At 71.4% G+C, this 26789-nt stretch carries 21 protein-coding genes and 4 pseudogenes; 11 read left to right on the plus strand and 14 right to left on the minus strand.

Annotation, left to right across the window (positions count from 1 at the left end; genetic code table 11):
- Positions 1 to 13 precede the first annotated feature (13 nt).
- Entirely contained in the window at positions 14 to 2767 is a 2754-nt protein-coding gene (gene ppc, locus LHJ74_RS24520; RefSeq protein WP_260220378.1) for a phosphoenolpyruvate carboxylase, read from the minus strand.
- Between the two features lie 334 nt (positions 2768 to 3101).
- On the opposite strand from ppc, the gene LHJ74_RS24525 reads away from it, so the two are divergent.
- The gene (locus LHJ74_RS24525; RefSeq protein ID WP_260220379.1) at positions 3102 to 4094 is read left to right on the plus strand and encodes an acyl-CoA desaturase; all 993 of its coding nucleotides are present in this window, start codon (positions 3102 to 3104) and stop codon (positions 4092 to 4094) included.
- On the plus strand, positions 4094 to 4807 hold the full coding sequence (locus LHJ74_RS24530; protein WP_375546836.1) for a TetR family transcriptional regulator: 714 nt from the start codon (positions 4094 to 4096) through the stop codon (positions 4805 to 4807). The genes LHJ74_RS24525 and LHJ74_RS24530 overlap by 1 nt, the downstream gene beginning before the upstream one ends.
- An 89-nt stretch (positions 4808 to 4896) precedes the next feature.
- Here the strand turns inward: LHJ74_RS24530 and LHJ74_RS24535 are convergent, their stop codons facing one another.
- The 3 genes from LHJ74_RS24535 to LHJ74_RS24545 all read right to left on the minus strand — a co-directional run bounded on the left by LHJ74_RS24535 (position 4897) and on the right by LHJ74_RS24545 (position 6871).
- Entirely contained in the window at positions 4897 to 5487 is a 591-nt protein-coding gene (locus tag LHJ74_RS24535) for a TetR/AcrR family transcriptional regulator (RefSeq protein ID WP_260220380.1), read from the minus strand.
- 53 nt (positions 5488 to 5540) lie between these two features.
- Positions 5541 to 5888 carry a VOC family protein gene (locus LHJ74_RS24540; protein ID WP_260220381.1) on the minus strand — a complete coding sequence of 116 codons (348 nt, stop codon included), beginning with the start codon at positions 5886 to 5888 and terminating at the stop codon, positions 5541 to 5543.
- A gap of 101 nt (positions 5889 to 5989) precedes the next feature.
- On the minus strand, positions 5990 to 6871 hold the full coding sequence (locus tag LHJ74_RS24545; RefSeq protein ID WP_260220382.1) for a methyltransferase domain-containing protein: 882 nt from the start codon (positions 6869 to 6871) through the stop codon (positions 5990 to 5992).
- Between the two features lie 71 nt (positions 6872 to 6942).
- Here LHJ74_RS24545 and LHJ74_RS24550 point away from each other — a divergent pair, with 71 nt between their 5' ends.
- Complete coding sequence (locus LHJ74_RS24550; protein ID WP_260220383.1) at positions 6943 to 7440, plus strand: MarR family winged helix-turn-helix transcriptional regulator; 498 nt, start codon at positions 6943 to 6945, stop codon at positions 7438 to 7440.
- A 46-nt stretch (positions 7441 to 7486) separates the two neighbouring features.
- Here the strand turns inward: LHJ74_RS24550 and LHJ74_RS24555 are convergent, their stop codons facing one another.
- From LHJ74_RS24555 to galT, 4 genes are all read right to left on the minus strand, one after another.
- A complete protein-coding gene (locus LHJ74_RS24555; protein ID WP_260220384.1) occupies positions 7487 to 8356 on the minus strand; it encodes a response regulator transcription factor in 870 nt (289 codons plus the stop codon).
- Between the two features lie 159 nt (positions 8357 to 8515).
- Positions 8516 to 9691, minus strand: a complete 1176-nt coding sequence (galK, locus tag LHJ74_RS24560) for a galactokinase (RefSeq protein WP_260220385.1) — start codon at positions 9689 to 9691, stop codon at positions 8516 to 8518.
- A complete protein-coding gene (gene galE, locus LHJ74_RS24565) occupies positions 9688 to 10788 on the minus strand; it encodes a UDP-glucose 4-epimerase GalE (protein WP_260220386.1) in 1101 nt (366 codons plus the stop codon). Before galE ends, galK begins: the two co-directional genes overlap by 4 nt.
- Entirely contained in the window at positions 10785 to 11906 is a 1122-nt protein-coding gene (gene galT / locus LHJ74_RS24570) for a galactose-1-phosphate uridylyltransferase (protein ID WP_260220554.1), read from the minus strand. The genes galE and galT overlap by 4 nt, the downstream gene beginning before the upstream one ends.
- 196 nt (positions 11907 to 12102) lie before the next feature.
- Here galT and LHJ74_RS24575 point away from each other — a divergent pair.
- A pseudogene (locus LHJ74_RS24575) lies at positions 12103 to 12327 on the plus strand (Na+/galactose cotransporter); the annotation flags it as partial.
- 53 nt (positions 12328 to 12380) lie between these two features.
- Here the strand turns inward: LHJ74_RS24575 and tnpA are convergent.
- The gene (gene tnpA / locus LHJ74_RS24580; protein ID WP_260220387.1) at positions 12381 to 12812 is read right to left on the minus strand and encodes an IS200/IS605 family transposase; all 432 of its coding nucleotides are present in this window, start codon (positions 12810 to 12812) and stop codon (positions 12381 to 12383) included.
- A 25-nt stretch (positions 12813 to 12837) separates the two neighbouring features.
- On the opposite strand from tnpA, the pseudogene LHJ74_RS24585 reads away from it, so the two are divergent.
- Both LHJ74_RS24585 and LHJ74_RS24590 read left to right on the plus strand, forming a co-directional pair.
- Positions 12838 to 13249, plus strand: a pseudogene (locus LHJ74_RS24585) (RNA-guided endonuclease InsQ/TnpB family protein); the annotation flags it as partial.
- A gap of 85 nt (positions 13250 to 13334) precedes the next feature.
- A pseudogene (locus LHJ74_RS24590) lies at positions 13335 to 13547 on the plus strand (hypothetical protein); the annotation flags it as partial.
- A gap of 33 nt (positions 13548 to 13580) precedes the next feature.
- On the opposite strand, the gene LHJ74_RS24595 reads toward LHJ74_RS24590, so the two are convergent.
- The 5 genes from LHJ74_RS24595 to LHJ74_RS24615 all read right to left on the minus strand — a co-directional run bounded on the left by LHJ74_RS24595 (position 13581) and on the right by LHJ74_RS24615 (position 22322).
- Positions 13581 to 14261 carry a response regulator transcription factor gene (locus LHJ74_RS24595; protein WP_260220388.1) on the minus strand — a complete coding sequence of 227 codons (681 nt, stop codon included), beginning with the start codon at positions 14259 to 14261 and terminating at the stop codon, positions 13581 to 13583.
- 212 nt (positions 14262 to 14473) lie between these two features.
- A complete protein-coding gene (locus LHJ74_RS24600) occupies positions 14474 to 16300 on the minus strand; it encodes an outer membrane protein assembly factor BamB family protein (RefSeq protein ID WP_260220389.1) in 1827 nt (608 codons plus the stop codon).
- A 185-nt stretch (positions 16301 to 16485) separates the two neighbouring features.
- A complete protein-coding gene (locus tag LHJ74_RS24605) occupies positions 16486 to 18387 on the minus strand; it encodes an ABC-F family ATP-binding cassette domain-containing protein (RefSeq protein ID WP_260220390.1) in 1902 nt (633 codons plus the stop codon).
- A 277-nt stretch (positions 18388 to 18664) separates the two neighbouring features.
- Entirely contained in the window at positions 18665 to 20302 is a 1638-nt protein-coding gene (locus LHJ74_RS24610) for a penicillin-binding transpeptidase domain-containing protein (protein WP_260220391.1), read from the minus strand.
- Between the two features lie 226 nt (positions 20303 to 20528).
- On the minus strand, positions 20529 to 22322 hold the full coding sequence (locus LHJ74_RS24615; RefSeq protein ID WP_375546830.1) for a dolichyl-phosphate-mannose--protein mannosyltransferase: 1794 nt from the start codon (positions 22320 to 22322) through the stop codon (positions 20529 to 20531).
- Positions 22323 to 22402: 80 nt separating this feature from the next.
- Between LHJ74_RS24615 and rsmI the strand changes: the two genes are divergently transcribed.
- The 5 genes and pseudogenes from rsmI to LHJ74_RS24640 all read left to right on the plus strand — a co-directional run bounded on the left by rsmI (position 22403) and on the right by LHJ74_RS24640 (position 26748).
- Positions 22403 to 23269: a 16S rRNA (cytidine(1402)-2'-O)-methyltransferase gene (rsmI, locus tag LHJ74_RS24620; RefSeq protein ID WP_260220392.1), complete on the plus strand. Its 867-nt coding sequence runs from the start codon at positions 22403 to 22405 to the stop codon at positions 23267 to 23269.
- A gap of 293 nt (positions 23270 to 23562) precedes the next feature.
- Positions 23563 to 23763: pseudogene (locus LHJ74_RS24625) on the plus strand (hypothetical protein); the annotation flags it as partial.
- Positions 23764 to 23879: 116 nt separating this feature from the next.
- Positions 23880 to 24716 (plus strand): TatD family hydrolase, encoded by an 837-nt coding sequence (locus LHJ74_RS24630; protein WP_260220393.1) that lies wholly within the window; start codon positions 23880 to 23882, stop codon positions 24714 to 24716.
- 98 nt (positions 24717 to 24814) lie between these two features.
- On the plus strand, positions 24815 to 25732 hold the full coding sequence (gene rsmA / locus LHJ74_RS24635) for a 16S rRNA (adenine(1518)-N(6)/adenine(1519)-N(6))-dimethyltransferase RsmA (protein WP_260220394.1): 918 nt from the start codon (positions 24815 to 24817) through the stop codon (positions 25730 to 25732).
- Entirely contained in the window at positions 25729 to 26748 is a 1020-nt protein-coding gene (locus tag LHJ74_RS24640; RefSeq protein ID WP_260220395.1) for a 4-(cytidine 5'-diphospho)-2-C-methyl-D-erythritol kinase, read from the plus strand. Before rsmA ends, LHJ74_RS24640 begins: the two co-directional genes overlap by 4 nt.
- The last annotated feature ends 41 nt before the right edge of the window (positions 26749 to 26789 follow it).

The following is a 26789-nucleotide window of genomic DNA, read 5'->3' on the forward strand; positions in this document are numbered from 1 at the left end:
CGACGGCGCACCGTCAGCCGGTGTTGCGCAGCCCTGCCGCCACACCGTTGACCGTCAGCAGCAGGGCGCGGCCCAGCAGCTGGTCCGGCTCCTCGCCCCGCTTGGCGGCTTCGCGCTGCCGGTGCAGCAGGGTGACCTGGAGGTAGGACAGCGGGTCGAGGTAGGCGTCGCGGATCTGGAAGGTCTGGCGCAGCACCGGGTTGGCGTGCAGAAGCTTCTCGCCACCGGTGATGCGCAGCACCTCGCTGACGGTGCGCGCGTGTTCCTCCTCGATGGTGTCGAAGACGTGCTTCAGTTCGTCGGGCACCAGGCTGTCGACGTAGTGCCGGGCGATCCGCAGGTCCGTCTTGGCGAGCGTCATCTCCACGTTGGAGAGGAAGTTGCGGAAGAAGTGCCAGTGTTCGAACGCCTCGTCCAGCACGGAGTCGAGTCCGGCCTCACGGGCGGCCTTGAGACCGGAGCCGACGCCGTACCAGCCGGGGACGATCTGCCGGGACTGAGTCCAGCCGAAGACCCAGGGGATGGCGCGCAGGCCGTCCAGTCCGGCGCCGGTGTCCGGGCGGCGGGAGGGGCGGGAGCCCAGGTGGAGTTCGGCGAGCTGGTCGACGGGCGTGGAGGCGAAGAAGTACGCGGGCAGGTCCGGATCCTCGACCAGCGCACGGTAGGCGCCGTGTGCCGCGTCGGAGACCCGGTCCATGGCGGCGTCCCAGCGGGCCAGGGCCGCGTCGGACTGGCGGGGGGCGGTGTGCAGGGCGGACGCCTGGAGCGTGGCGGCGACGGTCAGTTCGAGGTTCTCCCGCGCCAGTGACGGCACGAGGTACTTGTCGGAGATGACCTCGCCCTGCTCGGTGACCTTGATCTCGCCCTCGAGGGTGCCCCAGGGCTGGGCGAGGATCGCGTCATGGGTGGGGCCGCCGCCGCGGCCGACCGTGCCACCGCGGCCGTGGAAGAGCCGCAGCCGTACGCCGTGCCGGTGGGCGACGTCGCGCAGCCGCCGCTGGGCGCGGTGGATCTCCCACTGGGAGGTGGTGATGCCCCCGAACTTGGAGGAGTCGGAGTAGCCGAGCATGACCTCCTGGCGGTCGCCGCGCAGAGCGACGAGCCGCCGGTAGGAGGGGTCGGAGAGCATCGCGTCGAGGAGTTCGTCGGCGATCTTCAGCTCGTCGGTGGTCTCCAGCAGGGGCACGATGCCGATCCGGGCCCAGCCGCCGTGCAGGTCGATGAGCCCGGCCTCGCGGGCCAGTACGGCGGCGGCGAAGACGTCGTCGGCCCCCTGGCACATGGAGATGATGTACGACTCGATCACCTCGGGTCCGAAGGTGTCCAGCGCCTTGCGGACCGTCTCGAAGACACCGAGCGTACGGGCGCCCGCGTCGTCCAGCGGTGCGGGTGCCGGGGCGAGGGGGCGGCGCGAGCGCAGCTCCTTGGCGAGCAGCTTCTGCCGGTAGTCGCGGGGCATGTCGAGGTAGCGCCAGGACTCCTCGCCGAGCCGGTCGAAGAGCTGCCCGAGCGCGTGGTGGTGGGCGTCGGCGTGCTCCCGCACGTCCAGGGTGGCGAGCTGGAGGCCGAAGGCGGCGACGGTGCGCAGCACCCGCTCCATGCGGCCGTCGGCGACGAGACCGCCGCGGTGTGCCCGCAGCGAGGTCTGCAGGAGGGTGAGGTCCTCCAGGAGTTCGCCGGTGCCCAGGTAGTCGCGGCCGGAAGCATGCGGGGTGTCGGTGGCGAGCCGCTCGCGGGTGTTGAGGAGCTTCTGCTGGATGCAGGTGGCCTTCAGGCGGTAGGGCTCCTCGGCGTTGAGCCGCTTGTAGCGGGGGCTGATCTCCGGGAGCCGCTGCAAGTCCAGGCTGAGCGAATCCAGCAGTTCTCGGGTGGCGCCGCAGTTGCGGATGGAGTTGGAGAGGGCTCCGCGCAGTTCGTCGACGTGCTCGAGGGCGTCGGTGATGCCGTGCTCGTGCTGGAGCAGCAGTACGTCCCAGGTGACCTGGGGGGTGACGTTGGGGTTGCCGTCCCGGTCGCCGCCGATCCAGGTGCCGAAGGTGAGCGGCCGGGTGCCCGGCGGCAGGGGAGCGCCGGCCCGCGCCAGTTCGACGGCCAGGTCCTCCAGGACGTCGCCGACGGCGCCGCGGTGCAGTTCGTCCAGGTAGTAGACGGCGTTGCGTGCTTCGTCGGCGGGCTCGGGGCGGGCGACGCGCAGTTCGTCGGTCTGCCAGACGAGGTCGATGTTCTCGGCGAGCCGCAGGTCGGTGCGGCGCCGCTCGGTGGTGTCGGTGCTCTCCAGCAGTTCGGCGATCTTGCGGAGCTTGGTGAGTACGGAGCGGCGCGCGGCCTCGGTGGGGTGGGCGGTGAAGACGGGCCGCACGCCGAGGTTCGCGGCGGTTTCCGCGAGGTGCTTCTCGTCGGCTTCCTTGAGCATGTCGGCGGTGCGGGAGAGGATGCCGCCCTCGGCCGCCCGCCGGGCACCGAGTTCATGGCCGCGGTGGACCTGTTCGGTGACGTTGGCGAGGTGGAAGTAGGTGGAGAAGGCGCGCACGAGCTTGGTGGCGGTCTCCAGGTCGGTGCGGGCGAGCAGCGAGGCGGCGGCGGGCCCGTCACTGCGGGTGAGTGCTCGTACTCGCTCCACGAGTTCGAGCAGTTCGGGTCCTTCCTGGCGGACGAGGGTCTCGCCGAGGAGGTCGCCGAGACGGCGGATGTCGGCGCGCAGCGCGGAGTTCTCGGACTGCGTGGCTGTCTCCGGCGTGCTGTGGGTCTGTGGGTCGGCACTGCTCACAGGTGCGGCTCCTTGCAGCTTTGGCTTCCGGTGGTGCTTCCGGCAGGTCACGGACCGCGCTGTCCGACGGACCCAGGATAGGTCGGGACGTGGCGCGGCGGGCATGGCGTCCGGGTGATGGGCAGGGGCGGCGGAGCCCGTCGTTCCGCCGTGCCGCGCGCCGCCGCCCGGCCTGCGGCTGCTCCAGGCCGGTGGGGAGGAAAAGTCGCTGCTTCTCGGCGCCGCTTGGTGGGTACACACCGTCTTGTCCCTTTGTGAGGGACTGCCATACTTACTTCACCGTAAGTTACGGTCCCGTAACATCACCCTGCCCCCGGACCAATAAGGCCTCACTATGACGTCCAGCCCGGAAGTGCTCGAACCAGACAAACGCACCTCGAAGACCTCCGAAGGCACCGCGCCTCCCTCCGCCACCCTGGGCGGTGAGCACCGCGGCTCCGTGGAGCAGATCTCGCTGCTGCTCTTCATCGTCGTGCCGTTCCTGGCCCTGGCCGCCGCCGTTCCCCTGGCCTGGGGCTGGGGGGTGAGCTGGCTCGATCTGGGGCTGCTGGTGGTCATGTACTACGTCGGCTGCCACGGGATCACGATCGGCTTCCACCGCTACTTCACCCATGGTTCGTTCAAGGCGAAGCGCCCGCTGCGCATCGCGCTCGCCGTGATGGGCTCGCTTGCGGTGGAGGGGCCGCTGGTCAGGTGGGTGGCGGATCACCGCAAGCACCACAAGTTCTCGGATGCCGAGGGTGACCCGCACTCGCCGTGGCGGTACGGCGAGACGGTACCGGCCCTGCTGAAGGGCCTGTGGTGGGCCCATATGGCATGGATGTTCGACGAGGAGCAGACCCCGCAGCACAAGTACGCGCCGGATCTGATCAGGGACCCGGCGCTGCGCAGCATCTCCCGGCAGTTCATCCTGTGGACGATCATCTCGCTCGCGATTCCGCCGCTGGTCGGCGGCCTGGCCACGATGTCCTGGCAGGGGGCGCTGACCGCGTTCTTCTGGGGGTCACTCGTACGGGTGGCACTGCTGCACCATGTGACGTGGTCGATCAACTCGATCTGTCACGCGGTGGGCAAGCGTCCGTTCGCCTCCCGTGACCGTTCGGGGAACGTGTGGTGGCTGGCCGTGCTGTCCTGCGGTGAGTCCTGGCACAACCTGCACCACGCCGACCCGACGTGCGCACGTCACGGCGTGGAGCGCGGGCAGCTGGACTCCAGCGCGCGGATCATCCGCTGGTTCGAGAAGGCCGGCTGGGCGTACGACGTGCGCTGGCCCAAGCGCGACCGTATCGACGCCCGCCGCAGGGATACGGGCGCCGAAGCGGCATGATGGTCTCCGTGCCGACCGATGACCAAGCGAACGCGACAGGTAAGAAGGACAAGCCCTCCAAGCTCCCCGATCCCCCGGCTCCACCGGCCTCCCGCCGCGCCCGCCGCCGTATGACGGGCAAGGAGCGCAGGGAACAGCTGCTGGACATCGGGAGAACCCTGTTCGCCGAGCGGGGTTTCGAGGCGACCTCGGTGGAGGAGATCGCTGCCAAGGCGGGTGTCTCCAAGCCGGTGGTCTACGAGCACTTCGGCGGCAAGGAGGGCCTGTACGCGGTCGTCGTGGACCGCGAGATGCGGCAGCTGCTGGACATGGTCACCGGGGCACTGACCGGCGGCCATCCGCGCGAACTGCTGGAGCAGGCGGCGTTCGCGCTGCTGGATTACATCGAGCAGTACACGGACGGCTTCCGCATCCTGGTCCGCGATTCCCCCGTCGCCCAGTCCACCGGGACCTTCGCCTCGCTGATCAGCGATATCGCGACGCAGGTCGAGGACATCCTGGGGCATGAGTTCAAGAACCGCGGCTTCGATCCCAAGCTGTCCCCGCTCTACGCCCAGGCCCTGGTGGGCATGGTCGCACTGACGGGGCAGTGGTGGCTGAACGCCCGCAAGCCGGAGAAGTCCGAGGTCGTCGCCCATCTGGTGAACCTCGCCTGGCACGGCCTGGACGGCATGGAGGCGAAGCCCCGCCTGATAGGCCACCGCCGGTCCTAGGGCGTGTTTGGGAAGTCCCGCCTGTCTCGCGGGGTCCGGCCTGGTCACCCGGCGCCGCGGCGGAGAGGTTCCGCCGCGGAGGTCGGCGGTCAGTGCGGTCGACGCAGTCCCGCGATGAGGAGCTCGACCAGTCGGCGTGCGTCGTAGTGGGGATCGCTGTCCGCGCCGATGCAGAGGTTCCCGACGGCGCGCATGAGCTCGTAGGCCCCCAGGTCGGAGCGGATCTCGTCGGAGTCGGCCGCAGCTTCCAGCAGCTCGGTGCAGACGGGCACGAGGCGGTCGAGGAAGTAGGCGTGCAGGCCGGCGAAGCCGGCGTCGTCGGACTGCAGCACGGCGGCGAGACCGTGCTTGGTGACCAGGAAGTCGACGAAGAGGCTGACCCATCGCCCCAGTGCGGCATGCGGAGTCGGGCTGTTCGCCAGCAGGGCCGGGCCTGCCTCGGCGCAGGCTTCGACCTGGTGCCGGTAGACGGCGATGATGAGATCCGCGCGCGTCGGGAAGTGGCGGTAGATCGTTGCCGTCCCGACACCGGCCTTGGCCGCGATGTCACGCACGGGAGCCTCCACGCCGGTCGCGACGAAGATCGCGGCGGCCGCGTCGAGCAGCGTCTCCTTGTTCCGCCGTGCATCCGCCCGCTTGGGCCGGGCTGCCTGCTCCGCGCCATGATCGCTGCCGTTCATCGCACCGTCCTCTCCGCTGCCGCTCCCACCAAACGGGGCAATGTTCCGCTTGCTCATGATGCCATTGCCGCTTCGAGGAACTCCAGGCGGTTGCCGACCGGGTCGTGGGTGTGGAAGCGGTGGTGGCCGGGGAGGGCGTCGTCCCGGCGGACGGGAGTCCCGGCGGCGGTGAGGCGAGCCGCGAGGGTGTCGAGGCCGGTGACGCGGATGCCGGGGTGCGCCTTGGGCGGCGGGCGGTACCCTTCCTCGATGCCCAGGTGCAGCACGACCGAGCCCGCGCTGAACCAGCAGCCGCCGCGTGCGGCCAGGGCCGGAGGCTTGGGGTCCTCCGTCATGCCGAGGACTCCGACGTAGAACGCGCGCAGTGCCGCCTCCGAGCCGGGCGGGGCCGCGAGCAGCACGTGGTCGAAAGCCTCGATTTCGAAGGCGGACCCACCCGTCCCACCGCCCCCACTGGCCTCACTGTCCCTACCCGCCCTACCCGCCCCACCCGCCCCGCCGGTCACTGCTTGACCGCCACTGCGAAGATCCGCCGGAACGGGAAGAGCGTGCCGTACGGACCCGGCGGGTACGCCTCGCGCAGCGCGGCGGCGTACTCCGCGAGGAACGCGTCACGGGCCTCCGGGTCGTCGGCGAGCAGCGTGAGCACCGGGCGGAGCGCCGTGCCCTTCACCCACTCCAGCACCGGGTCCTCCCCCGTCAGGACGTGGGTGTACGTCGTCTCCCACGTGTCGACCGTGCGGCCCAGCGGGGCCAGCGCGGCGAAGTACCCGGCCGGTTCGGGTACGGGCACGCGCTCCGGTTCGCGGCCGAGGCGGGCAGACCAGCGCGGGGAGTCGCGGAGGGCGTGGAGCAGGGTGTGGCTGGGGGCGGCGAAGTTGCCCGGGACCTGGAAGGCGAAGACACCGCCCGGCGCCAGCGCGGCCATGTAGCCGGGGAAGGCGGCCGTATGGCCCGGCAGCCATTGGAAGGCCGCGTTCGAGAAGATCAGGTCGAAGGTCTCGGCGGGCGGGGGCCGCCAGGTGGCCAGGTCCGCGTGGGCGAAGTCCAGCGTGCCGCCGCCCGCCGTCGGCCCCTCGTACGCACGGGCCTCGGCGAGCATCGTCGCGGAGTTGTCGTAGCCGGTGACGTGCGCCGCGGGCCAGCGCGCGGCCAGCTCGGCGCTGGGGCCGCCGGAGCCGCAGCCGAGGTCGGCGATACGGGGCCCGGGGCCGCCGGAGGCGGAGGCGGGCAGTGCGGGAACCCGGGCGAGCAGCTCGCGGCGGGGGCGGCCCCGGTCCTCGGCGTAGTGGCCGTACTGCTGGGGGTCCCATACGGGGGCGGAGCCCGTGCCGGGGCTGATGCCGGAGCCGGAGCCCGTGCCGGGAGAGATGCCGGAGGTCATGGCGTCAGGCTGCCCGGCTCCTATCTTGATGTCAAGAGACTTCATGTCGACACAACTACTACACTGGTCCCATGGAGGACGAGGTCGACCGACTGGTTTCAGCATGGCGCCGCGAGCGTCCGGACCTCGACGTGGAGCCGTTGGAGGTGCTGAGCCGCATCAGCAGGCTCGCACGTCATCTGGACCGGGCCCGGCGGATCGCCTTCGCCGAACACGGCCTGGAGCCATGGGAGTTCGATGTCCTCACCGCGCTGCGCCGCGCGGGCAGGCCGTACCAGCTCTCCCCCGGGCAACTGCTCACCCAGACCCTGGTCACCTCCGGCACCATGACCAACCGGATCGACCGGCTGGCGAAGAGGAGCCTCGTGGAGCGGCTGCCCGACCCCAGCGACCGGCGGGGCGTGCTCGTACGGCTCACCGACGAGGGGCGGCACCGCGCGGACAGCACACTGGCCGGACTGCTCGAACAGGAGCGCGCGATCCTCATCGAGCTTTCGCCGCTGCAACGGGGCGAACTGGCGGGCCTGCTGCGGCAGCTGACCGCCCCCTTCGACAACACGCCCGGCTAGGGTCTCTATCCGAACGAGAGACCGTAGGCCCTGCCCGGACAGGCGCTCAGCCCGCGGGGGTCGTCTCCACGTCGGCCGGGCCCACGCCCGCCCGGCGCGCCAGTGCCACCGCCGCGAGCGTCGAGTGCACGTCCAGCTTGCCCAGGACGTTCTGCATGTGCGTACGCACCGTGTGCGGGGAGAGATAGAGCCGCTCGGCGACGGCCTTGCGCCCCAGACCGGCGACCATGCAGCGCAACACCTCGTGCTCGCGCGGGGTCAGCGCCTCGACAAGCCGCTCGCTCTCCGTACGGTGCTTCCGGGTGGCCGTCAGCTCCCGTAAGACGTCGGTCAGCAGGGCGGGCGGCAGATGCGTCTCCCCCTTGAGCACGCCCCGGACGACGTGCAGCAGCCGGGAGAGCGAACTGTCCTTGGCCACCCAGCCGCAGGCGCCCGCCTGGAGCGCGGCGGCGGCGTACCGGGCGTCGTCGCGCTCGGCGAGCACCACCGTGCGGGTGCCGGGGTAGTCGGCGCGGGTACGGGCGACCAACCCCAGACCGCCGGAAGAGCCGCCGGAAGAGCCGCCGGACGGAGCACCGGAGGGACCCGGCCGGACGGGCGCGCTGCTCACCGGCCCGTGTCCCTGTGGCGGACCGGGGTGGGTGGCGCCGCCAGGAGCGGACGGCTGCGCGACGCCGTTGACGGGGGGTTTGGCCGTGCTCGCGGCCGGGCCCGCAACAAGCTCGCCCAGGTCGGCGTCGACCAGCAGTACGTCGAAGAAGCGCCGCTCGTTCACCCCGCGGTCCAGGCATCGCAGCGCGGCTGGTCCGCTTCCGGCCGCCACCACCTCGATGTCCTGCTCAGCCGCCAGCGCGGCTGCCAGCGACTCGGCGAATATGCGGTGATCGTCGACCACCAGTACCCGGATCCGCTGCATGTCACCCCCGTCCGGACATAGCGCCCGGCTGTCTCGCCCCCCTGATCCACCGGCCCCCACCGGTGTTCTGCATTCAACTCAGCGTAAGGCCGAGGTACGACAACGGAAGGCTAATGACGAAACTGGCGCCCGCCCGGCGCAGCGCAGGGCGGGCGCGTGTCAGCGGAGGCGGTGGGCACCCGGGGAGGGGATGGCCTCGAAAGTGCGGGGGGCACGGTAGCCCGCAGTGGTGAAGGCCGTGCGGATCGCGTCGGTGACCTCGGTGGTCAGCGCGTCGTCCAGCAGGACGATCGCCGAGCCGCCGAAGCCGCCGCCCGTCATTCGCGCCCCCAGTGCGCCCGCCGCGTTGGCGGTGTCCACCACCAGGTCCAGTTCCGCGCAGGAGATGGCGAAGTCGTCGCGCAGCGAGGCGTGACCGGCGGTGAGCAGGGGGCCGACGGCACGGGTGTCGCCCTCCTCCAGCAGCCGCACCGTGTCCATGACCCGGTGGTTCTCGGTGACGATGTGCCGCACGAGCGCCCGCAGTTCCGGCCCCTGCGCACCGCCCGGCCCCGCTCTGTCGCCGACCCGGGCCAGCGCGGCGTCCAGCTCCTCGTACGGCACGTCGCGCAGGGCGCGCACGTCGAGCCGCCGGGCGCCCTCCTCGCAGCCGGCACGCCGCTTCGCGTACTCGCCGTCGCCCAGCTCGTGCTTCACCCGGGTGTCCACGACGAGCAGCTTCAGCCCGAGGGCCGCCAGGTCGAAGGGGATCTGGCGACGGCTCAGGTCGCGGGTGTCCAGGAACAGCGCGTGGCCCTCGACGCAGCACGCCGACGCCATCTGGTCCATGATTCCGCAGGGGACGCCGACGAACTCGTTCTCCGCCCGCTGGCACAGCCGCGCCAGCTCCGGCGCGGTGACCGCCTGCGCGGCCGGCCCGTGCAGTTCGGTCAGCGCGAGGCCGGTGGAGACCTCCAGGGCCGCCGAGGAGGAGAGCCCGGCCCCGGTCGGTACCGTGCTCTCGAAGTGCAGGTCGGCGCCTCCGACGGGCAGCCCTGCCTCGCGCAGCGCCCAGGCCGCACCAGCCGGATACGCGGCCCAGCCGACGGCGCCGGTCGGCGCCAGCGCGTCGAGGCGCAGCTCCACCACCTGGCCGGGTGAGTCCGCCGAGTGCAGGCGCAGCACGCCGTCGTCCCGGCGGGCGGCGTGGACGCGGGTGGTGTGCGGCAGGGCCAGCGGCATCACGAAACCGTCGTTGTAGTCGGTGTGTTCGCCGATGAGGTTGACCCGGCCGGGGGCGGCCCAGACGCCGTCCGGCGCGGCCCCGTACACCTCTTCGAAAGCCGGGGCGCTCATGCGGACGGCTCCTGGGACGCTGCTTCCGGCTGCCCGGCCTGCTGACCCGTCTGACCTTCCTGAGCTGCCTGAGCTGCCTGAGCTGCCTGCTGGGCGAAGGCCCAGGCGTCGGCGACGATCACCGACAGTTCCGCGCGCGACGGGCTCCAGCCCAGCCACCGCCGGGCCCGGTCCGCCGCGGCGACCAGCACGGGCGGATCGCCGTCGCGGCGCGGAGCTGTGACTTCCGGTACCGGGTGCCCGGTGACCTTCCGCACCGTCTCGATGACTTCGCGGACGGAGAAGCCGTTGCCGTTGCCGAGGTTGCAGATGAGGTGTTCGCCGGGGGACGCGCCGTCCAGCGCCAGCAGATGCGCCTCGGCGAGGTCGGCGACGTGGATGTAGTCGCGCACACAGGTGCCGTCTGGGGTCGGGTAGTCGTCGCCGTAGACGGAGATGGCCTCCCGGCGGCCCTGGGCGACCTGGAGCACGAGCGGGACGAGGTGCGTCTCGGGATCGTGCCGCTCGCCGTACGCGGCGCCGTCTGCCGCGAAGTGGGCGCCGGCGACGTTGAAGTAGCGCAGCGAGACGGCGGCCAGTCCGTGCGCCCGGCACTCACCGCTGATCATCTGGTCGACGGCGAGCTTGGTGGCGCCGTAGGGGTTGGTCGGCGCGGCGACGTCGTCCTCGGTGATCGGGCTGCGGGCGGGCTCGCCGTAGGTGGCGGCGGTGGAGGAGAAGACGAGGCGGCGTACGCCCGCCTCCCGCATCGCTCCGAGCAGCTCGATCGTGCCGCCGACGTTGTTGCGCCAGTACTTGTCGGGGTCCGTCACCGATTCGCCGACCTGGGAGGAGGCCGCGAAGTGGAGCACCGCGTCATAGGCGGGGCGGGCGGGGTCCAGCCAGCGGGCGGCGTCCTGGACCCGGCCCTCGATGAACTCCGCCCCGGCGGGCACGCCCGCACGGAAGCCGGTGGAGAGGTCGTCCAGCACGGTGACCCGGTGCCCCGCCTCCAGCAGATGGGCGGCGACGACGCTGCCGACGTATCCCGCGCCGCCCGTCACCAGGTAGGCACGGGAAGGTGCTGACGGGGGACGGCCCCGGGTGTGTGCGGTCACTCGCTCGCTGCCTCTCGCAGTCGCTGCGCCGCGGCCTCCGGCGGCACATCGTTGATGAACACGTTCATGCCGGATTCGGAACCCGCGAGGAACTTCAGCTTGCCGGGAGCTCGGCGAACGGTGAAGAGCTCAAGGTGAAGCGCGAACTCCTCGCGTTCCCCCCGCGCACCGGCGGCGGCGACGGGCGCCTGGTGCCAGCCCGCGATGTACGGCGTGGGCGGCTCGCCGGGCCCGAAGATCCGGTCGAAGCCGCGCAGCAGCGCCAGATAGACGCCGGGGAACTCGGCGCGCTCGGCCTCGTCGAGCGCCGTCAGGTCGGGCACCCGGCGCCGTGGGTAGAGGTGCACCTCATACGGCCAGCGCGCGGCGTGCGGTACGAACGCGATCCAGTGGCTGCCTGCCAGGACGACGCGTGAGCCGTCGGCGAGTTCGGCGTCGACCACGTCGTCGAAGAGGTTGCGGCCGCCGGTGCGCTCGCGGTGCTCGGCGGCGGAGCGCATCATGCGGGCGGTGCGCGGGGTGGTGAAGGGGTAGGCGTAGATCTGCCCGTGCGGGTGGCCGAGGGTGACGCCGATCTCCTCGCCCCTGTTCTCAAAACAGAACACCTGTGCCACGCCGGGGAGCTGGGACAGTTGGGCCGTGCGGTCGGTCCAGGCGTCGAGCACCAGCCGGGCCTGCCGCTCCGTCAGGTCGGCGAAGGACGCCTGGTGGTCGGCGGTGAAGCAGACGACCTCGCAGCGGCCGGCCCCGGGCCGGTGGGCGAACAGGCCCTGCGGCCCGTCGGCGCGGGTGGCGCCCGGCTCACCCGCGAAGGACGGGAAGCGGTTCTCGAAGACGGCGACCTCGTAGTCCCGTTCGGGAATCTCGGTGAACCTGCCGCTCCGGGAGGGGCAAAGGGGGCACTCGTCGGCGGGCGGGTGGTACGTACGGCTCTGCCGGTGGGCGGTGACGGCGGACCACTCGGCGAGCAAGGGGTCGAAGCGGATCTCCGAGACGGTGGCACCCGGGGCCGCGGGGTCGAGCGGGCGCTGATCGACCGCCTCACGGACGGCGTCGTCGCGAGTGTCGTAGTAGACGATCTCGCGGCCGTCGGCAAGCCGGTTCGAGGTCTTCTTCACAAGGCTCCTCATGCACCGCTCAAACAGAAGTAAACATAATGAATCACAACTCAACACACCGGTCAAGCTCGCGCGTTGCCTAGGCTACAAAACACCCATCAAGGACAATCACCCCACCGCGCCCGCCCTCTTCCCCAGCCTTCCGGTTCCCCAGCCTTCCGGTCCGGTCCGTTCCGTACACGAAGCGAGTCAATCCATGCAGTACCTCGCCGAAGGGCTCCGGCTCTCCACCAACGGACTCGACTACACGATCCTGGCCATCTACTTCGTCGTCGTCCCCGGTATCGGCTTCGCCGCCAGACGGAGCGTGAAGACCAGCCTCGACTTCTTCCTCTCCGGCCGGTCGCTCCCCGCGTGGGTCACGGGTCTGGCCTTCGTCGCGGCCAACCTGGGCGCGACGGAGATCCTCGGCATGGCCGCGCCATCTCAGAAATGCTCTGACCCGCACCGGAGCACGGGTCAACACTGTTGACCTCAGCCCACGGGGCGCTTCTGGTTCTCGATGTACTGCTTCACGACGGTCAGAGGTGCGCCGCCGCATGAGCCTGCGAAGTAGGAGCCGGACCAGAAGTGTCCGCCCCACAGGTACCGGCGTACGTGCGCGTCGTATTCCTTGCGCAGCATCCGGGCGGAGACGCCCTTGAGGGAGTTGACCAGCTTGGAGAGCTGCACCTTCGGCGGGTAGTGCACGAGCAGGTGGACGTGGCCGTCCTCGCCGTTGAACTGCTTCAGCTCAGCCCCGAAGTCCGCGCACACGTCCCGCATGATCTCCTCGCACCGTGTCAACATGGCGGCGGTCATGGCCTTACGCCGGTACTTCGTGACGAAAACCAAGTGAACGTGCAGGTTGTAGACGACGTGACGGCTGGTGCGTACATCAGGGTTTGGGCTCCAGCGTGGTGACATGAACCAAATATGTAGGATGGTTGCTGTGCAGCTCAGGTACGGGTTCCGCCTTTACCCGAACGGTTCTCAGCGCCCGGTGCTGGCCAGGGCGTTCGGGTGTGCTCGGGTGATCTTCAACGACGCGCTTCGCGCTCGTGAAGAAGTGGTCCCGCACCCTGCCATCCACCCCCACCACCGTGACCGTGATCAAGGACAGCGCGGGAAGGTACTTCGCGTCGTTCGTCGTGGAGACCGGCCCGGAAGAAGCCCTGCCGCCCACCACGCCCGAGGTCGGAATAGACCTGGGTCTCGGGCACTTCGCCGTTCTGTCGGACGGCCGGAAGATCGACAGTCCGCGCTTCCTGCGTCGGGCTGAGAAGCAGCTCAAGAAGGCTCAGCGCTCCCTGCCCCGCAAGGACAAAGGGAGCGCCAACCGGGACGAGTCCCGGCGCAGCGCGATGAAGCAGGAACCCACCCGAAGGCGCGCCCGACAACGGCGCGACAGGCGGGAATCGCCCTCCTTTAGGTGGGCGAGGATGTCAAGGCGTGATCATCGCCCTTGCGGGCGTCAACCCCTCCGACGCGGACCTGGAGAAGGCCCAGGACATCAACATCAATCTCTGGACGGGACTCGCGATGCTCGCCCTCGGAATCTTCTTCCTCGTCTGGCTCAAGCTCAGCCCGCCCGTCCCGCCACCGCCCCGGGAGGAGCCGGGGCAGGGGGAGGCGCCGGGGCAGGGGGAGACCAGGAAGTAGCGCGTCAGCGGCGCTCCGGACCGCGCGCCCGGCTCACTCCCTGCGGAGCAGCACCCCCGCCCGCTCCAGCAGCCCCGTACGCGCGGCCAGCGCCGCCGCCTCCAGCCGGGAGCCGACGCCCAGCTTCATCAGCACCCGCTGCACATGCGTACGTGCCGTGCTCGGCGCGATCCGCATGCCGATCGCGATCAGCCGGGTGTCCTCGCCCTCCGCCACCCGCACCAGCACCTCCACCTCGCGCGGGGTGAGCAGTTGCAGCAGCCGGGCACCCTCGTCGTCCGGCTCCGCCGCAGGGTTGAGCAGCTGCTCGAAGGCGTCCCGTAACAGCTGCGGCCCGACCGCCACATCGCCCGCCCGCGCCTTCATCATGGCGCGCTCCACGCCCTCGATCCGCTCGTCGTGCCGCACATAGCCGGAGGCCCCGGCCGCGAACGCCGCCGCTATGCCGCGCGGGCTGGGCACCGGGCCCAGCACCAGCACCGCTATCTGCGGCTTCTCGCGTTTGATGCGCACCACCGGATCGAAGATGCCCGGTTCGGCGGGCGTCGCGGTGCCCAGCAGGCACACCTCCGGTGACCTGCTGACCACCAACTCCGCCGCGCCGGCGCTGGGTGCGGCTGCAGCCAGCACCCGGTGCCCGCGCAGTTTCAACGCCGAGGCCAGCGCCTCGGCGAGCAGCCGGTGATCGTCGACCACCATGAGCCGCACGCTCATCGAGCCCGCCCCCAATTCCCGCCGCGGAAACGGCCGTCCCGCCCGCGGGGACTGCCCCGGGGCCCGGCCGCATGCACCCGGAAGCTACACGCTCCCCCCGGGATCCGCGCCCCCGCGAAAGGGGCGAAACGGCAAAACGAGGGGCGGGCGCGATGTCGCGCCCGCCCCTCGGCCGGAATTCCGCCGCGCTGAGCGGCTCTCATCCGGTCTGACTACTCGACGCCGAAGCCCGCGGCCAGGTACTTACGGCCGCTGCCGCTGGAATCACGCTCCGAGATCAGGTCCGTCTGGAGATACAGCCTGCCGTGCGCGAAGAGTGCGCGGTCCAGCAGCGAGAACGCGACGAAGCCGTCCTCCACCTTGCTGCTCCCCAGGGTGAACCACAGGGTCTGCTTGCCCTTCGCGGGCTCCACTCCGACGATCTCACCACCCTCGTCGTAGGTGGGCAGCTTGTAGCCGATGATGTTGTCACCCTCGACGGTGAGCGGCGTGATGCTGCGCCCCTCGCCCGCGGACGACTTCCACTTGGTCTTGCCGGTCTTCAGGTCGAAGGCCATGATCTCGTTCGTCCGGCCGGTGCCGGAGCCGTCCTCGTGCGCCGCTGTCGGCAGGTACAGCGCGTCCTTGCCGACGGCGATGTCCTTGCACGCCTCGGTCTCGATGTCGCAGTCGACCTCGTACCGGTCACCGAGCGGGATCTTGGCCATCAGCTTGCCCTCGGGCGAGACGGTCATGATGTCCGTGGCCGAGACCTCCCCGGCTCCCACCACGAGCACCATCGGATCGGTGGAGGCGACGGACAGCGTCTCGACGCCCTTGGGGACCTCGAACTCCTGCTGCTTCTTACCGGTCTTCGGGTCCAGGGTCTGCACCTTGAACTCGGAGTCCCCGTAGCTGCCGCACTCCACCACCGCGACCAGCTTCTTGCCGCCCGCGTAGCCCTCGTCCCGGCAGTCGCCCGGCTTCGCCGACCACAACGGCTTGCCACCGGTGATCTTGAAGCCGACGGAGCCGCCGATCCAGGCCGAGGCGACGGTGCCCTGGCTGATCGTCACGTTCTCCACGCCGCGGGTGTCCGCGCCCGGCATCGTCTCCTGCCAGACCTTCTTGCCCTTGTCCAGATCGATCACGACCATCTGGTTGCAGTCGGCCTTGCTGGACTTGGTCTCCTGGGTGACGACCGCCGTCTTGTTGTCGTCCGTCTGGTGCCGGGACGCCGCGCAGACCGCACCGTCCAGCGGGATCTTCCACTTCTCCGTGCCGGACTTGGGGTCGATACCGAGGATGGCGTTGACGGTGCTCTTGGCGAAGATGTCCTCGGTGCCCCACAGCCCGGCGACCGAGGTGAGGTCGTTCACCTTCGGGGCGTCCAGGCTGAAGAGCATGCCGCCCTTCGTGCTGCTGGGCTTGCTGCTGCCGCCGTCGCCCTTGTCACCGCTGCCGCCGCTGTCACCGCCCTCGGTGCCCTGGGAACTTCCCTTGTCGTCGCCCTTGGACTCGTCCTTCTTGTCGTCGCCGCCGTCATCCTTCGTCATGAAGAAGACACCGCCGACCGCGATCAGTACGACGGCCACCACGGCCGCGATGATCATGATCATCTTGTTGTTGCCGCCACCGCCCTGGCCGCCGCCGGGGCTGCCCGGCCCCGGCATCATGCCGGGAGGCGCGGTCGGATACATGCTCGGGTCCTGGCCGTACACCGGCTGGCCCTGCCCGTACTGGCCGGGCTGACCCGGCGCTCCGTACTGCCCCGGCTGAGTGGGCTGCCCCGACTGCCCGTACGGCGGCGGGGGCGGAGTCGGCGCGCCGAAGCCGCCGGGCGGCGGCGGGGTCGGGGCACCGAAACCGCCACCAGGGGGCTGGGGCGGCTGCTGCGGGTATCCGTACCCGGCGGGCTGACCGGGCTGGCCGGGCTGGCCGGGCCCCTGCGGGTATCCGTACCCGCCAGGGTTCCCGCCCGGCGGACCCGGGGGCGGGTCCTGCGGCGCCCCAGGACCGCCCGTCGGCGGCTGACTGGGCGGCGGAGGCGGCTGCGACATGACATTCCCTCGTTACAGGCAGACCGACGCCCGGCGCCGCAAACCCCCGCAGGGGCGGCCGAATCGGGCATATGGCCCGCCAGTTGTAGACTGGCTGGCGGACGTTCTTTCTATCACCGGACACCAATCAGCCGGTGGCCGGTTCCCGACCCGGGCCCGCCGTCGTTATGAGAATGCAGCCGCGGTCAAGCTCCTTCGGCCAACTCCAGCCAGCGAGTCTCCAGATCGTCACGCTCGGCGACCAACTCCCGCCGCTTGCCGTCCAGCTCGGCGACCCGTGCGAAGTCGGTGGCGTTCTGCGCGATCTCCTCGTGCAGTTTCGCCTCCTTCTCCCCGATTCGGGCCAGTTGCCGCTCGATGCGCTGGAGTTCCTTCTGCTCGGCACGGGACAGCCCGGCGGCCGCGCCGGCACCCGGCGCCGACCCCGCTCCAGGCCCGGCCCCGACCCCGGCCGCAGGCTCCGACGCGGCCCCGGCCGCCGGTACGGCCGCCGCTCCCCTGCCGGACGAGGGCCCGGGGGCCGCCACCGGCGCTGCGGGCACCGAAGCGGCACGCATCCGCGCCCGGCGCTCCAGATACTCGTCCACCCCGCGCGGCAGCATCCGCAGGGCGCCGTCGCCGAGCAGCGCGAACGCCCGGTCCGTCGTCCGCTCCAGGAAGAAGCGGTCATGCGAGATGACCACCAGCGAACCGGGCCAGCTGTCCAGCACGTCCTCCAGCTGGGTCAGCGTCTCGATGTCCAGGTCGTTCGTCGGCTCGTCCATGAAGAGCACATTGGGCTCGTCCATCAGCAGCCGCAGGATCTGCAGCCGCCGCCGCTCACCGCCGGAGAGATCACCGACCGGCGTCCACTGCTTCTCCTTCACGAAGCCGAAGCGCTCGCACAGCTGGGAGGCGGTCATCTCCTTGCCCTTGCCCAGATCCACCCGCGAGCGCACCTGCTCGACCGCCTCCAGCACCCGCCACTTCGGGTTGAGCTCGACGACCTCCTGGGAGAGATACGCCAGCTTCACCGTCCGGCCGACCTTGATACGCCCGGCGGCGGGCTGCGTCTCACCCTCGCTGCGCGCGGCCTCGTCCAGCGCACGCAGCAGCGAGGTCTTCCCCGCGCCGTTGACGCCCACCAGGCCGACACGGTCGCCGGGGCCCAGCTGCCAGGTCAGATGCCGCAGCAGCACCTTGGAGCCCGCCTGGACGGTCACGTCCTCCAGCTCGAAGACGGTCTTGCCGAGCCGGGAGTTCGCGAACCGCATCAGCTCGGCGCTGTCCCGGGGCGGCGGCACGTCCGCGATCAGCTCGTTCGCCGCCTCGACACGGAAGCGGGGCTTGCTGGTGCGGGCCGGAGCGCCGCGGCGCAGCCAGGCCAGCTCCTTGCGCATCAGGTTCTGCCGCTTGCTCTCCTCGGTCGCCGCGATCCGCTCGCGCTCGGCCCGTGCGAAGACGTAGTCGCTGTAGCCGCCCTCGTACTCGTGCACGGTGCCGCCCTGCACGTCCCACATCCGGGTGCAGACCTGGTCCAGGAACCAGCGGTCGTGCGTCACGCAGACGAGCGCGGAGCGGCGGTTGCGCAGATGCCCGGCCAGCCAGGCGATGCCCTCGACGTCGAGGTGGTTCGTCGGCTCGTCGAGGACGATCAGGTCCTGCTCGGAGATCAGCAGCTGTGCGAGGGCGATACGGCGGCGCTCGCCGCCGGAGAGCGGGCCGATCACCGTGTCCATGCCGTCCGCGAACCCGGGCAGGTCCAGGCCGCCGAACAGGCCGGTCAGCACATCGCGGACCTTCGCGTTCCCAGCCCACTCGTGGTCGGCGAGATCGCCGAGGACCTCGTGGCGCACGGTCGCGGCCGGGTCCAGCGAGTCGTGCTGGGTGAGCAGGCCCAGCCGCAGCCCGCCCACGTGGGTCACCCGGCCGTCGTCAGCGGGTTCGTGCTTGGCGAGGATGCGGATCAGGGTGGTCTTGCCGTCCCCGTTACGGCCGACGACACCGATCCGGTCCCCCTCGCTGACGCCGAGGGAGAGACCGTCGAGGAGCGCACGGGTGCCGTACACCTTGTCGACAGCTTCCAGATTGACGAGGTTGACAGCCATCTCACTCCTGATTCGGGGACGTCACAGCCCCTCAGGGTAGCTGTCGGCCCGGACGGGATTCCCCTCAGAGTCGGTCGGGTGACCTCGGACCGGATGGCGGCGGCGGCCCCGGCTGCCTTACGGGCCGCTTCGGGGATGGTCCGCACTCCGGTCCGGCGGAACGGATCAGACCGGACGCTTGGTGCCGGTGGTCTCCGATGCCACCGGACTCTGTCCGCCGTGGTCACGCGCCGCCGCCGCGACGGGCTGCTGCGGAAGGATGTCCGGCCCGGACGGATCAGCCCGCGTCGAGGACCTTGCGGACCACTGGGCCCGCGTACTCGCCGCCGTGGCCCGACGCGGGGACGACGGCCGCCGCCGCCACGTCGTCGCGGTAGGCCGTGAACCACGCGTTCGGCTTCTTCTGCCCGTCGACCTCCGCCGAGCCGGTCTTGGCCCCGAAGTCGCCACTGGCCCCGGCCATCGCCTCGGCCGCAGTGCCACCGGTCGCCGTCGTCCGCATCAGCTGGCGCAGGTCGTCGGCGACCTGCGGCTTCATGGTGCGCGGTGCCTTGGCGAAGGTGCGGTCGTCGAGCGAGGGGGACACCAGGTAGGGCTGCTTGAAGACGCCGGACTTCACCGTCGCCGAGACGGACGCCATCGTCAGCGGATTCATCCGTACGCCGCCCTGCCCGATCAGTGAGGCGCCCATCTGCGCGTCGGACTGCACCGGCACCTTGCCGTCGAAGGTGGCCGTGCCCGTCTGCCAGTTGAGGCCGATACCGAAGACGTCGCGCGCCTCCTTGGTCAGCGAGTCGTCCTCGAGTTCGGGCGCCTGGCTGATGAAGGCGGTGTTGCAGGAGCGGGCGAAGCTCTGGCTGAAGGTACCGCCCTTGATCTCGAACTTGTCGTCGTTCTGGAACTTCCAGTGCCCGTAGGTGAAGTACTTCGGGCAGGGGTGCTGCTTTGCGGGTACGGCCAGCCCCTTGTCCAGCAGCATCGCCGCCGTGACGACCTTCATGGTGGAGCCCGGCGCGTACGAGCCCTGGAGCGCGGTGTTGAAGCCCTCGGCAGGCGAGTTGGCGAGCGCGAGGATTTCCCCGGTGCTGGGCTTGACCGCCACCACCGCCGCCTTCGGCTTGTCCGCGATGGCCGCCTCGGCGGCCTGCTGCGTCGGCAGGTCCAGCGTGGTCTTCAGGGTGCCGGGCTCGCCCTTGGAGAGCGTGCGCAGCGTGGTGCCGGTGTCCTTGCCCTTGCTGTCGACGATCCGGGTCTCGATGCCCGGTGTTCCGTCCGTCTTGGCGCCGTACCGCTTGCGCAGGTCGGCGAGGGTGCCGGCCAGGCTGGGGTGCTCGTCCTTGGTCAGCTCGGTGCCGTTGCGGTCGACGGCCTTGATCGGCGGGGTGCCCGCCTCGCCGGTCTCGACGGACTGCCCCTTCTTCAGCTTGGGGTGCAGCACGGCGGGCTCCCAGCGGACCACGGCCTCGCCCGACTTCTTGTCCCGTACGACCTCCAGCCGGGAGTCGTAGGACCAGGCGGCGCGCTGGCCACCGTGCGTGATGCGGGCCTTGACGCCGAACGGCACGTCCGTCTTCGAGGCCTTGCCCGGAGTGAACTTGAGCTGGGAGACCCGGGCCTCCTTGCCGAACGCGGCGAGTGCCTTGGTGGCTGCCTGCTCGTCGTCCGTCAGCGCGGCGGCCTTCGGCCCGTCGCCCGCGGACCAGGCGTCGAGGAACTCCCCGGCGGCGGTGCGGACTTCCTCGGCCGAGAGCGGGCCCTGCTCCGCAGGGTTCTTTCCGTCGGCCGAGGCCACCTTGTGCCCGTCGCCCGCCCCGCTCTCGTCCTCTCCGACGAGGGCGTACACACCGAAGCCGGTGGCACCCACGACGACGGCGGCGACCCCGCCGATCACCGCCATCCGCTGGCTGTCACGCATTCGTTCCGACCCTCCACCCGGCCCGCCGTATGGCGGAGTACCTCGCAGAACCCTAGAGCACTCGCATGCCTGTCCGTGCGCGGGAGTCACTCTTTCGAGTATCAAATCGGCGTCTGCCCGGGCAGCGGTCCGACCCCTCGGAAGCTGTTGTCCTGCCCCTGTTGGCGCCAGGGCACTCGGCCCCCGTACGGGGTAGGACAGCAGCTTCTCAGATACAGGTGCCGCGTCAGATCCAGGTGTCGAGCCACATGCGGGCGCGCCAGCCGTCGAGGGGGATGGTCTGGCCGGTGTAGAGCGGCCAGAAATAGATGAAGTTCCAGACGATCAGCAGGAACAGCACGCCACCGGTGACGATGCCGATCATGCGGCGTCTTTCGGTGACGCCCGGTGGCCCGGCCAGGGCTCCCATCAGCATGGTCAGGGCCAGGCAGAGGAAGGGCAGGAAGACGATCGCGTAGAAGAAGAAGATCGTCCGGTCCTGGTAGAGGAACCAGGGCAGATACCCGGCGGCGACCCCGCACAGGATCGCGCCCGCCCGCCAGTCGCGCCGCAGCAGCCAGCGGTAGAGCGCGTACGCCAGCGCGAAGCAGGCGGCCCACCACAGCAGCGGGGTGCCGAGGGCGAGCACTTCGCGGGCGCAGCCGTCGGCGGCGGTGCAGCCGTCCTGGCCCGCCTCGGGCGACTCGTAGAAGTAGGAGACGGGGCGGCCGAGGACCAGCCAGCTCCAGGGGTTGGAGTCGTAGGTGTGCCCGGAGTCGAGGTTCACATGGAAGCGGTAGACCTCGGTCTCGTAGTGCCACAGGCTGCGCAGCGGGCCCGGCAGCCAGCCCCAACTGCCGCCCTGTCCCTCCTTCTCCGCCCAGTCGCGGAAGTAGCCGCCCCGGGTCGCGAACCAGCCGGTCCAGCTGGCGACATAGGTGGCCAGCGCGACCGGCACCAGCGAGAGGAAGGCGGGCAGCGCGTCCCTGCGGAGCATGGACAGGCCGGGGCGCCCGGCTCCGGCGGTACGGCGGGCGCCGACGTCCCACAGGACCGTCAGCAGGCCGAAGGCGGCGAGGACGTACAGGCCGTTCCACTTGGTGGCGCAGGCCAGGCCGAGGCAGATCCCGGCGGCGATGCGCCAGGGGCGCAGGCCCAGGCCGAGGCGGTCGCCGACGGGGGCGGGGAGGCGCGAGCCCGCGAGAACCCCGCCGCCGGTGCCGCCGGTGCCGTCGGGCGGGCCCGTGTCGTGGAGTGGCACGGTGCCGTCGGGCAGTGCGGCGGCGTCGGGCAGTGCGGCGGCGAGCCGCGCCCGCGCCTTGTCCCGGTCGACCAGCAGGCACCCGAAGGCCGCCAGCACCCAGAACATCAGCACCAGGTCGAGCAGCGCGACCCGGCTCATCACGAAGTGCAGCCCGTCCACCGCCATCAGCGAGCCCGCGAGGCAGCCCAGCAGGGTGGAACGGAAGAGCCTGCGGCCGATCCGGCAGAGCAGGAACACCGACAGGGTGCCCAGCACGGCCGTCATGAAGCGCCAGCCGAAGGGCTCCAGGCCCCAGATCACCTCGCCGAGCCCGATGATCCACTTGCCCACCGGCGGATGGACGACATAGGACGGATCGTCCGACAGCGGGATCTGCTGGTTGTCGCTGAGGATCAGCTTGTCGGCGCCGTCCGGCCACTTGGCCTCGTAGCCGTGCTGGTAGAGCGACCAGGCGTCCTTCGCGTAGTACGTCTCGTCGAATATCACCGCATGCGGGGAGCCGAGCTGCCAGAAACGGAGCACCCCGGCCACGAGCGCGACCAGCGCCGGGCCGCCCCACGCCGACCAGCGCGCGAGCCGTACGGCGACGTGCGGCGAGAAGCCGAACATCGCCGGGAAACGGGGCGAGGGGCTCGGATACGGCGGCACCAGCCGCTCCCGCACACCCGGCTGCGGGCGCGCCGCGTAGCCATAGCGGCGCAGCCGCGCCTGCCAGGTGGGCACGCCTTCCGGGGCGGCTTCACGCTGGATCTCTGCGGCGGTGTCACTGGTCGTCACGGGCTCATCGTAGGGAACCGCGCGGGCCTCGCGTGGCAGACCAGTGCGAGTACGGCACCGGCCACTGCGAGGATGGGGCCGTGGACACCGGAACGCTCGTACTGGCAGGGACCCCGATCGGCGACACCGCCGACGCGCCGCCGCGGCTCGGCGCCGAGCTGGGGGCGGCGGACATCGTCGCCGCGGAGGACACCCGGCGGCTGCGCCGGCTGACGCTGGCGCTGGGGGTGCGGCCCCAGGGGCGGGTCGTCTCGTACTTCGAGGGGAACGAGTCGGCCCGTACGCCGGAGCTGGTCGCGGCGCTTACCGAGGGGGCGCGGGTGCTGCTGGTCACGGACGCGGGGATGCCGTCGGTGTCCGACCCCGGTTACCGGCTGGTGGCGGCGGCTGTGGAGCGCGGGGTGCGGGTGACGGCGGTGCCCGGCCCGTCCGCCGTACTGACCGCGCTGGCACTCTCCGGGCTCCCGGTGGACCGCTTCTGCTTCGAGGGATTTCTGCCGCGCAAGCGCGGGGAGCGGCTCTCGCGGCTGGGCGAGGCGGCGGAGGAACGGCGCACCCTCGTCTATTTCGAGTCCCCGCACCGGCTGGCCGAGACGCTCGCCGCGATGGCGGAGGTGTTCGGCGCGGAGCGTCGCGCCGCGGTGTGCCGGGAGCTGACCAAGACGTACGAGGAGGTCAGGCGCGCCGGGCTCGGGGAGCTGGCCGCATGGGCGGCGGAGGGGGTGCGGGGCGAGATCACCGTGGTGGTGGAGGGGGCGCCCGAGCACAGCGCTCAGGAGCTGGGCGCTGCCGAACTGGCGCGGCGGGTCGCGGTGCGCGAGGAGGCCGGGGAGCGGCGCAAGGAGGCGATCGCGGCGGTGGCGCAGGCGGTCGGGGTGCCGAAGCGGCAGGTCTTCGACGCGGTGGTGGCGGCGAAGACCGGGACAGACCCCTCAAGGGGCAGGTAAAGGGATTATCGTGAAAAGCAAAGCCCGTGCCGCGATGCGGAGCGCGTTGTCCATAGCTGGGCCAAATCCGCCCCAACAGCGCGAAAGCCTGCTGCGCGTCGCCGTGCGGAGGAGTCCACTGGTGAGTGGGTCATCCGCCCGTCGAGAGGAGCCGGGAAATGAAGGACACCAGCGGGACCAGCGGGGCCAGCGGGGCCGGGACGAGCAGGACCAGCGGGACGAGCGGGGCCGTCGCTCCGCGCGGCGGCGGGCCGAGCGGTGAGACGGCGCACGAGGCGTACAGCTTCGCCTGTATGAAGTGCGGCTACGCGTGGGAGCAGACGTACGACATCGAGCACCACGTGCCGCCGACCGGGGAGCCCTTCGTTACGTACTACACGGACGGCAAGCGCGTCCCCTCGCCGCTGAAGCACCCCACCTGCGTCAACTGTGACGGGCATCTGCTGCGGATCATGCGCTCCGGCCGGGTGGCCACGGCCCAGGAAGCGCTGCGCTAGGGCCCTCCGGGCGGCGGGGCGGGGCTTGGCTGGGGCAGGCCGGGCTGGCTGCGGAGCTGGGCTGCGGAGCTGGGCTGCGAAGTTGGGCTGCGAAGCGGATTATCATCGCGGGCATGTCCAAGCCCGCTCAGCCCCAGCCCGCGCCGCCGCTGCCCGAGCCGCTGCGGGTGCCGGTCGCCGACTCGCACACGCACCTCGACATGCAGGAGCCCGACGTCGGGGAGACCCTCGCCAAGGCCGCCTCGGTCGGTGTGGTCACCGTGGTGCAGGTCGGCTGCGACCTGGAGGGCTCGCGCTTGGCGGCCGACCTCGCGGCCGAGCATCCTTCCGTGCACGCCGCGGTCGCCCTGCACCCCAACGAGGCGCCCCGCCGGGACGCCGACGGGCCGGGGGCGCTGGACTCCGCGCTTGCGGGCATCGAGAAGCTCGCGGCGCTGCCCCAGGTACTGGCGGTCGGAGAGACGGGGCTGGACCACTTCCGTACGGGCGAGGAGGGCCGGGCCGCACAGGAGCGGTCCTTCCGCGAGCACATCGCGATGGCGAAGCGGCTCGGCAAGGCGCTGGTCATCCACGACCGCGACGCCCACCAGGACGTACTGCGCGTCCTCGCCGAGGAGGGCGCCCCCGACCGGACCGTCTTCCACTGCTACTCCGGCGACGCGGAGATGGCCCGGGTCTGCGCGGCACACGGCTGGTACATGTCCTTCGCCGGGAACGTCACCTTCAAGAACGCGCAGCCGCTGCGCGACGCCCTGGCCGCCGCCCCTCCCGAGTTGCTGCTGGTGGAGACCGACGCACCCTTCCTGACCCCGGCACCGTGGCGGGGGCGGCCCAACGCGCCGTATCTGATCCCGGTCACGCTGCGCGCCATGGCGGAGGTCAAGGGGATGCCGGAGGACACCCTCGCGGAGCACCTCGCGGGAAACACGGCGCGGGCCTTCGGCTACTGAGCCCACGTCCCGGCGGTCCCACGCCCCGGCGGCCCGGTGCCCCGGCCTCCGGCCGCCCGGCGGCCCGGTGCCCCGGCGTCCGGCCGTAAACTGCACCGGTGAGCACCGTCCCCGAGCCCCTCCCCGATCGCCTCCCTGATCCCCTACTCGGCCCCGCCGACATCCGTGAGCTGGCCGCCGCCCTGGGCGTACGCCCGGCGAAGCAGCGCGGTCAGAACTTCGTCATCGACGCGAACACGGTCCGCCGGATCGTGCGTACCGCCGGTGTGCGCCCCGAGGATGTGGTGGTGGAGATCGGGCCCGGCCTCGGCTCGCTCACCCTCGCCCTGCTGGAGTCGGCCGCCCGGGTCATCGCCGTCGAGATCGACGACGTGCTGGCCGGAGCCCTCCCCGCGACGGTGTCGGCACGGCTGCCGGACCGTGCGGACCGCTTCGCACTCGTGCACTCCGACGCCATGCGCTTGGAGGAGCTGCCCGGACCGCCGCCCACCGCGCTGGTCGCCAACCTCCCGTACAACGTCGCGGTACCGGTGCTGCTGCACATGCTCGCCACCTTCCCCAGCATCGAGCGCAGCCTGGTGATGGTGCAGGCGGAAGTCGCCGACCGGCTGGCGGCCCCGCCGGGCTCGAAGGTGTACGGCGTGCCGTCGGTCAAGGCCGCCTGGTACTGCGAGGTGCGGCGCGCGGGCGCCATCGGACGGACCGTCTTCTGGCCCGCGCCCAATGTGGACTCCGGCCTGGTCTCGCTGGTCCGGCGCGATCCGCCGCGCACCACGGCGTCGCGGGCGGAGGTGTTCGCCGTTGTCGACGCGGCGTTCGCGCAGCGGCGCAAGACGCTGCGGGCGGCGCTGGCCGGGTGGGCAGGCTCGGCGGCGGCGGCCGAGACGGCACTGGTGGGGGCGGGTGTTTCGCCGAAAGCGCGGGGTGAAGCCCTGACCGTCGAGGAGTTCGCGGCCATCGCCGAGCACAAGCCGGAGCAGCAGCCGGGGGACCAGCCGAAGGGGGACATCAGATGACCACGGACCGCACGAGTGCCGGTGCCACTAACGGTGCCGGTGCCGGTGCCGGTGCCGGTGAGGATTCCCGCACCGTCACCGTCCGCGTACCGGCCAAGGTGAACGTGCAGCTCGCGGTCGGGGGCATCCGGCCCGACGGCTTCCACGGTCTGGCGAACGTCTTCCTCGCCGTCAGCCTGTACGACGAGGTCAGCGCCACCCCCGCCGCCACTCCACGGCTCACCGTCTCCGGCGCGGACGCCGGGCAGGTCCCGCTGGACGACAGCAACCTCGCCGTCCGCGCGGCCCGTGCGCTCGCCACCCACCACGGCCTGGGTGAGTCTGACCCCGTGCACCTTCACCTCAGCAAAGACATCCCCGTCGCGGGAGGCATGGCGGGCGGCAGCGCCGACGCGGCAGGCGCGCTGCTGGCATGCGACGCACTGTGGAACACCCGCACCTCGCACGACGAACTGCTCGCCCTCTGCGCCGAACTGGGCTCCGACGTGCCCTTCAGCCTGCTCGGCGGCGCCGCGCTGGGCCGGGGCCGGGGCGAGCTGCTGACCCCGCTGGAGGTCGGCGGCACCTTCCACTGGGTGTTCGCGGTCGCAGACGGCGGACTCTCCACACCGGCTGTCTACGGCGAGTGCGACCGGCTCCGGGAAGCGTCCGGCGGCGGCGCCACGGTGGCCGACGTCGGCGAGCCGGAGCCCGCACCGGCGCTGCTGGACGCGCTGCGCACGGGCGATGCCACGGCCCTGGCCGCCGCGCTGGCGCCGCACGGTGGCGGCTCCTCCTCCAACGACCTGCAGTCCGCTGCGCTCTCACTGCGCCCCTCGCTCGCCGCGACTCTCCACGCGGGCACCGCAGCGGGCGCACTCGCCGCCCTCGTCTCCGGCTCGGGCCCCACCTGCGCCTTCCTCACCAAGGACGCCGATTCGGCCGAGACGGTGGCCGCCGCGCTGCTCGCCTCGGGCACCTGCCGCACGGCCCGCCGCGCGACCGGCCCGGCTCCGGGTGCCACGGTTGTGGGCTGAGGCCGGCGGTGGCGGGTGATCTTCAACGGTCGACGCTTCGG

Source organism: Streptomyces gossypii, from assembly GCF_025165795.1.
GTDB classification, from domain to species: Bacteria; Actinomycetota; Actinomycetes; order Streptomycetales; family Streptomycetaceae; genus Streptomyces; species Streptomyces gossypii.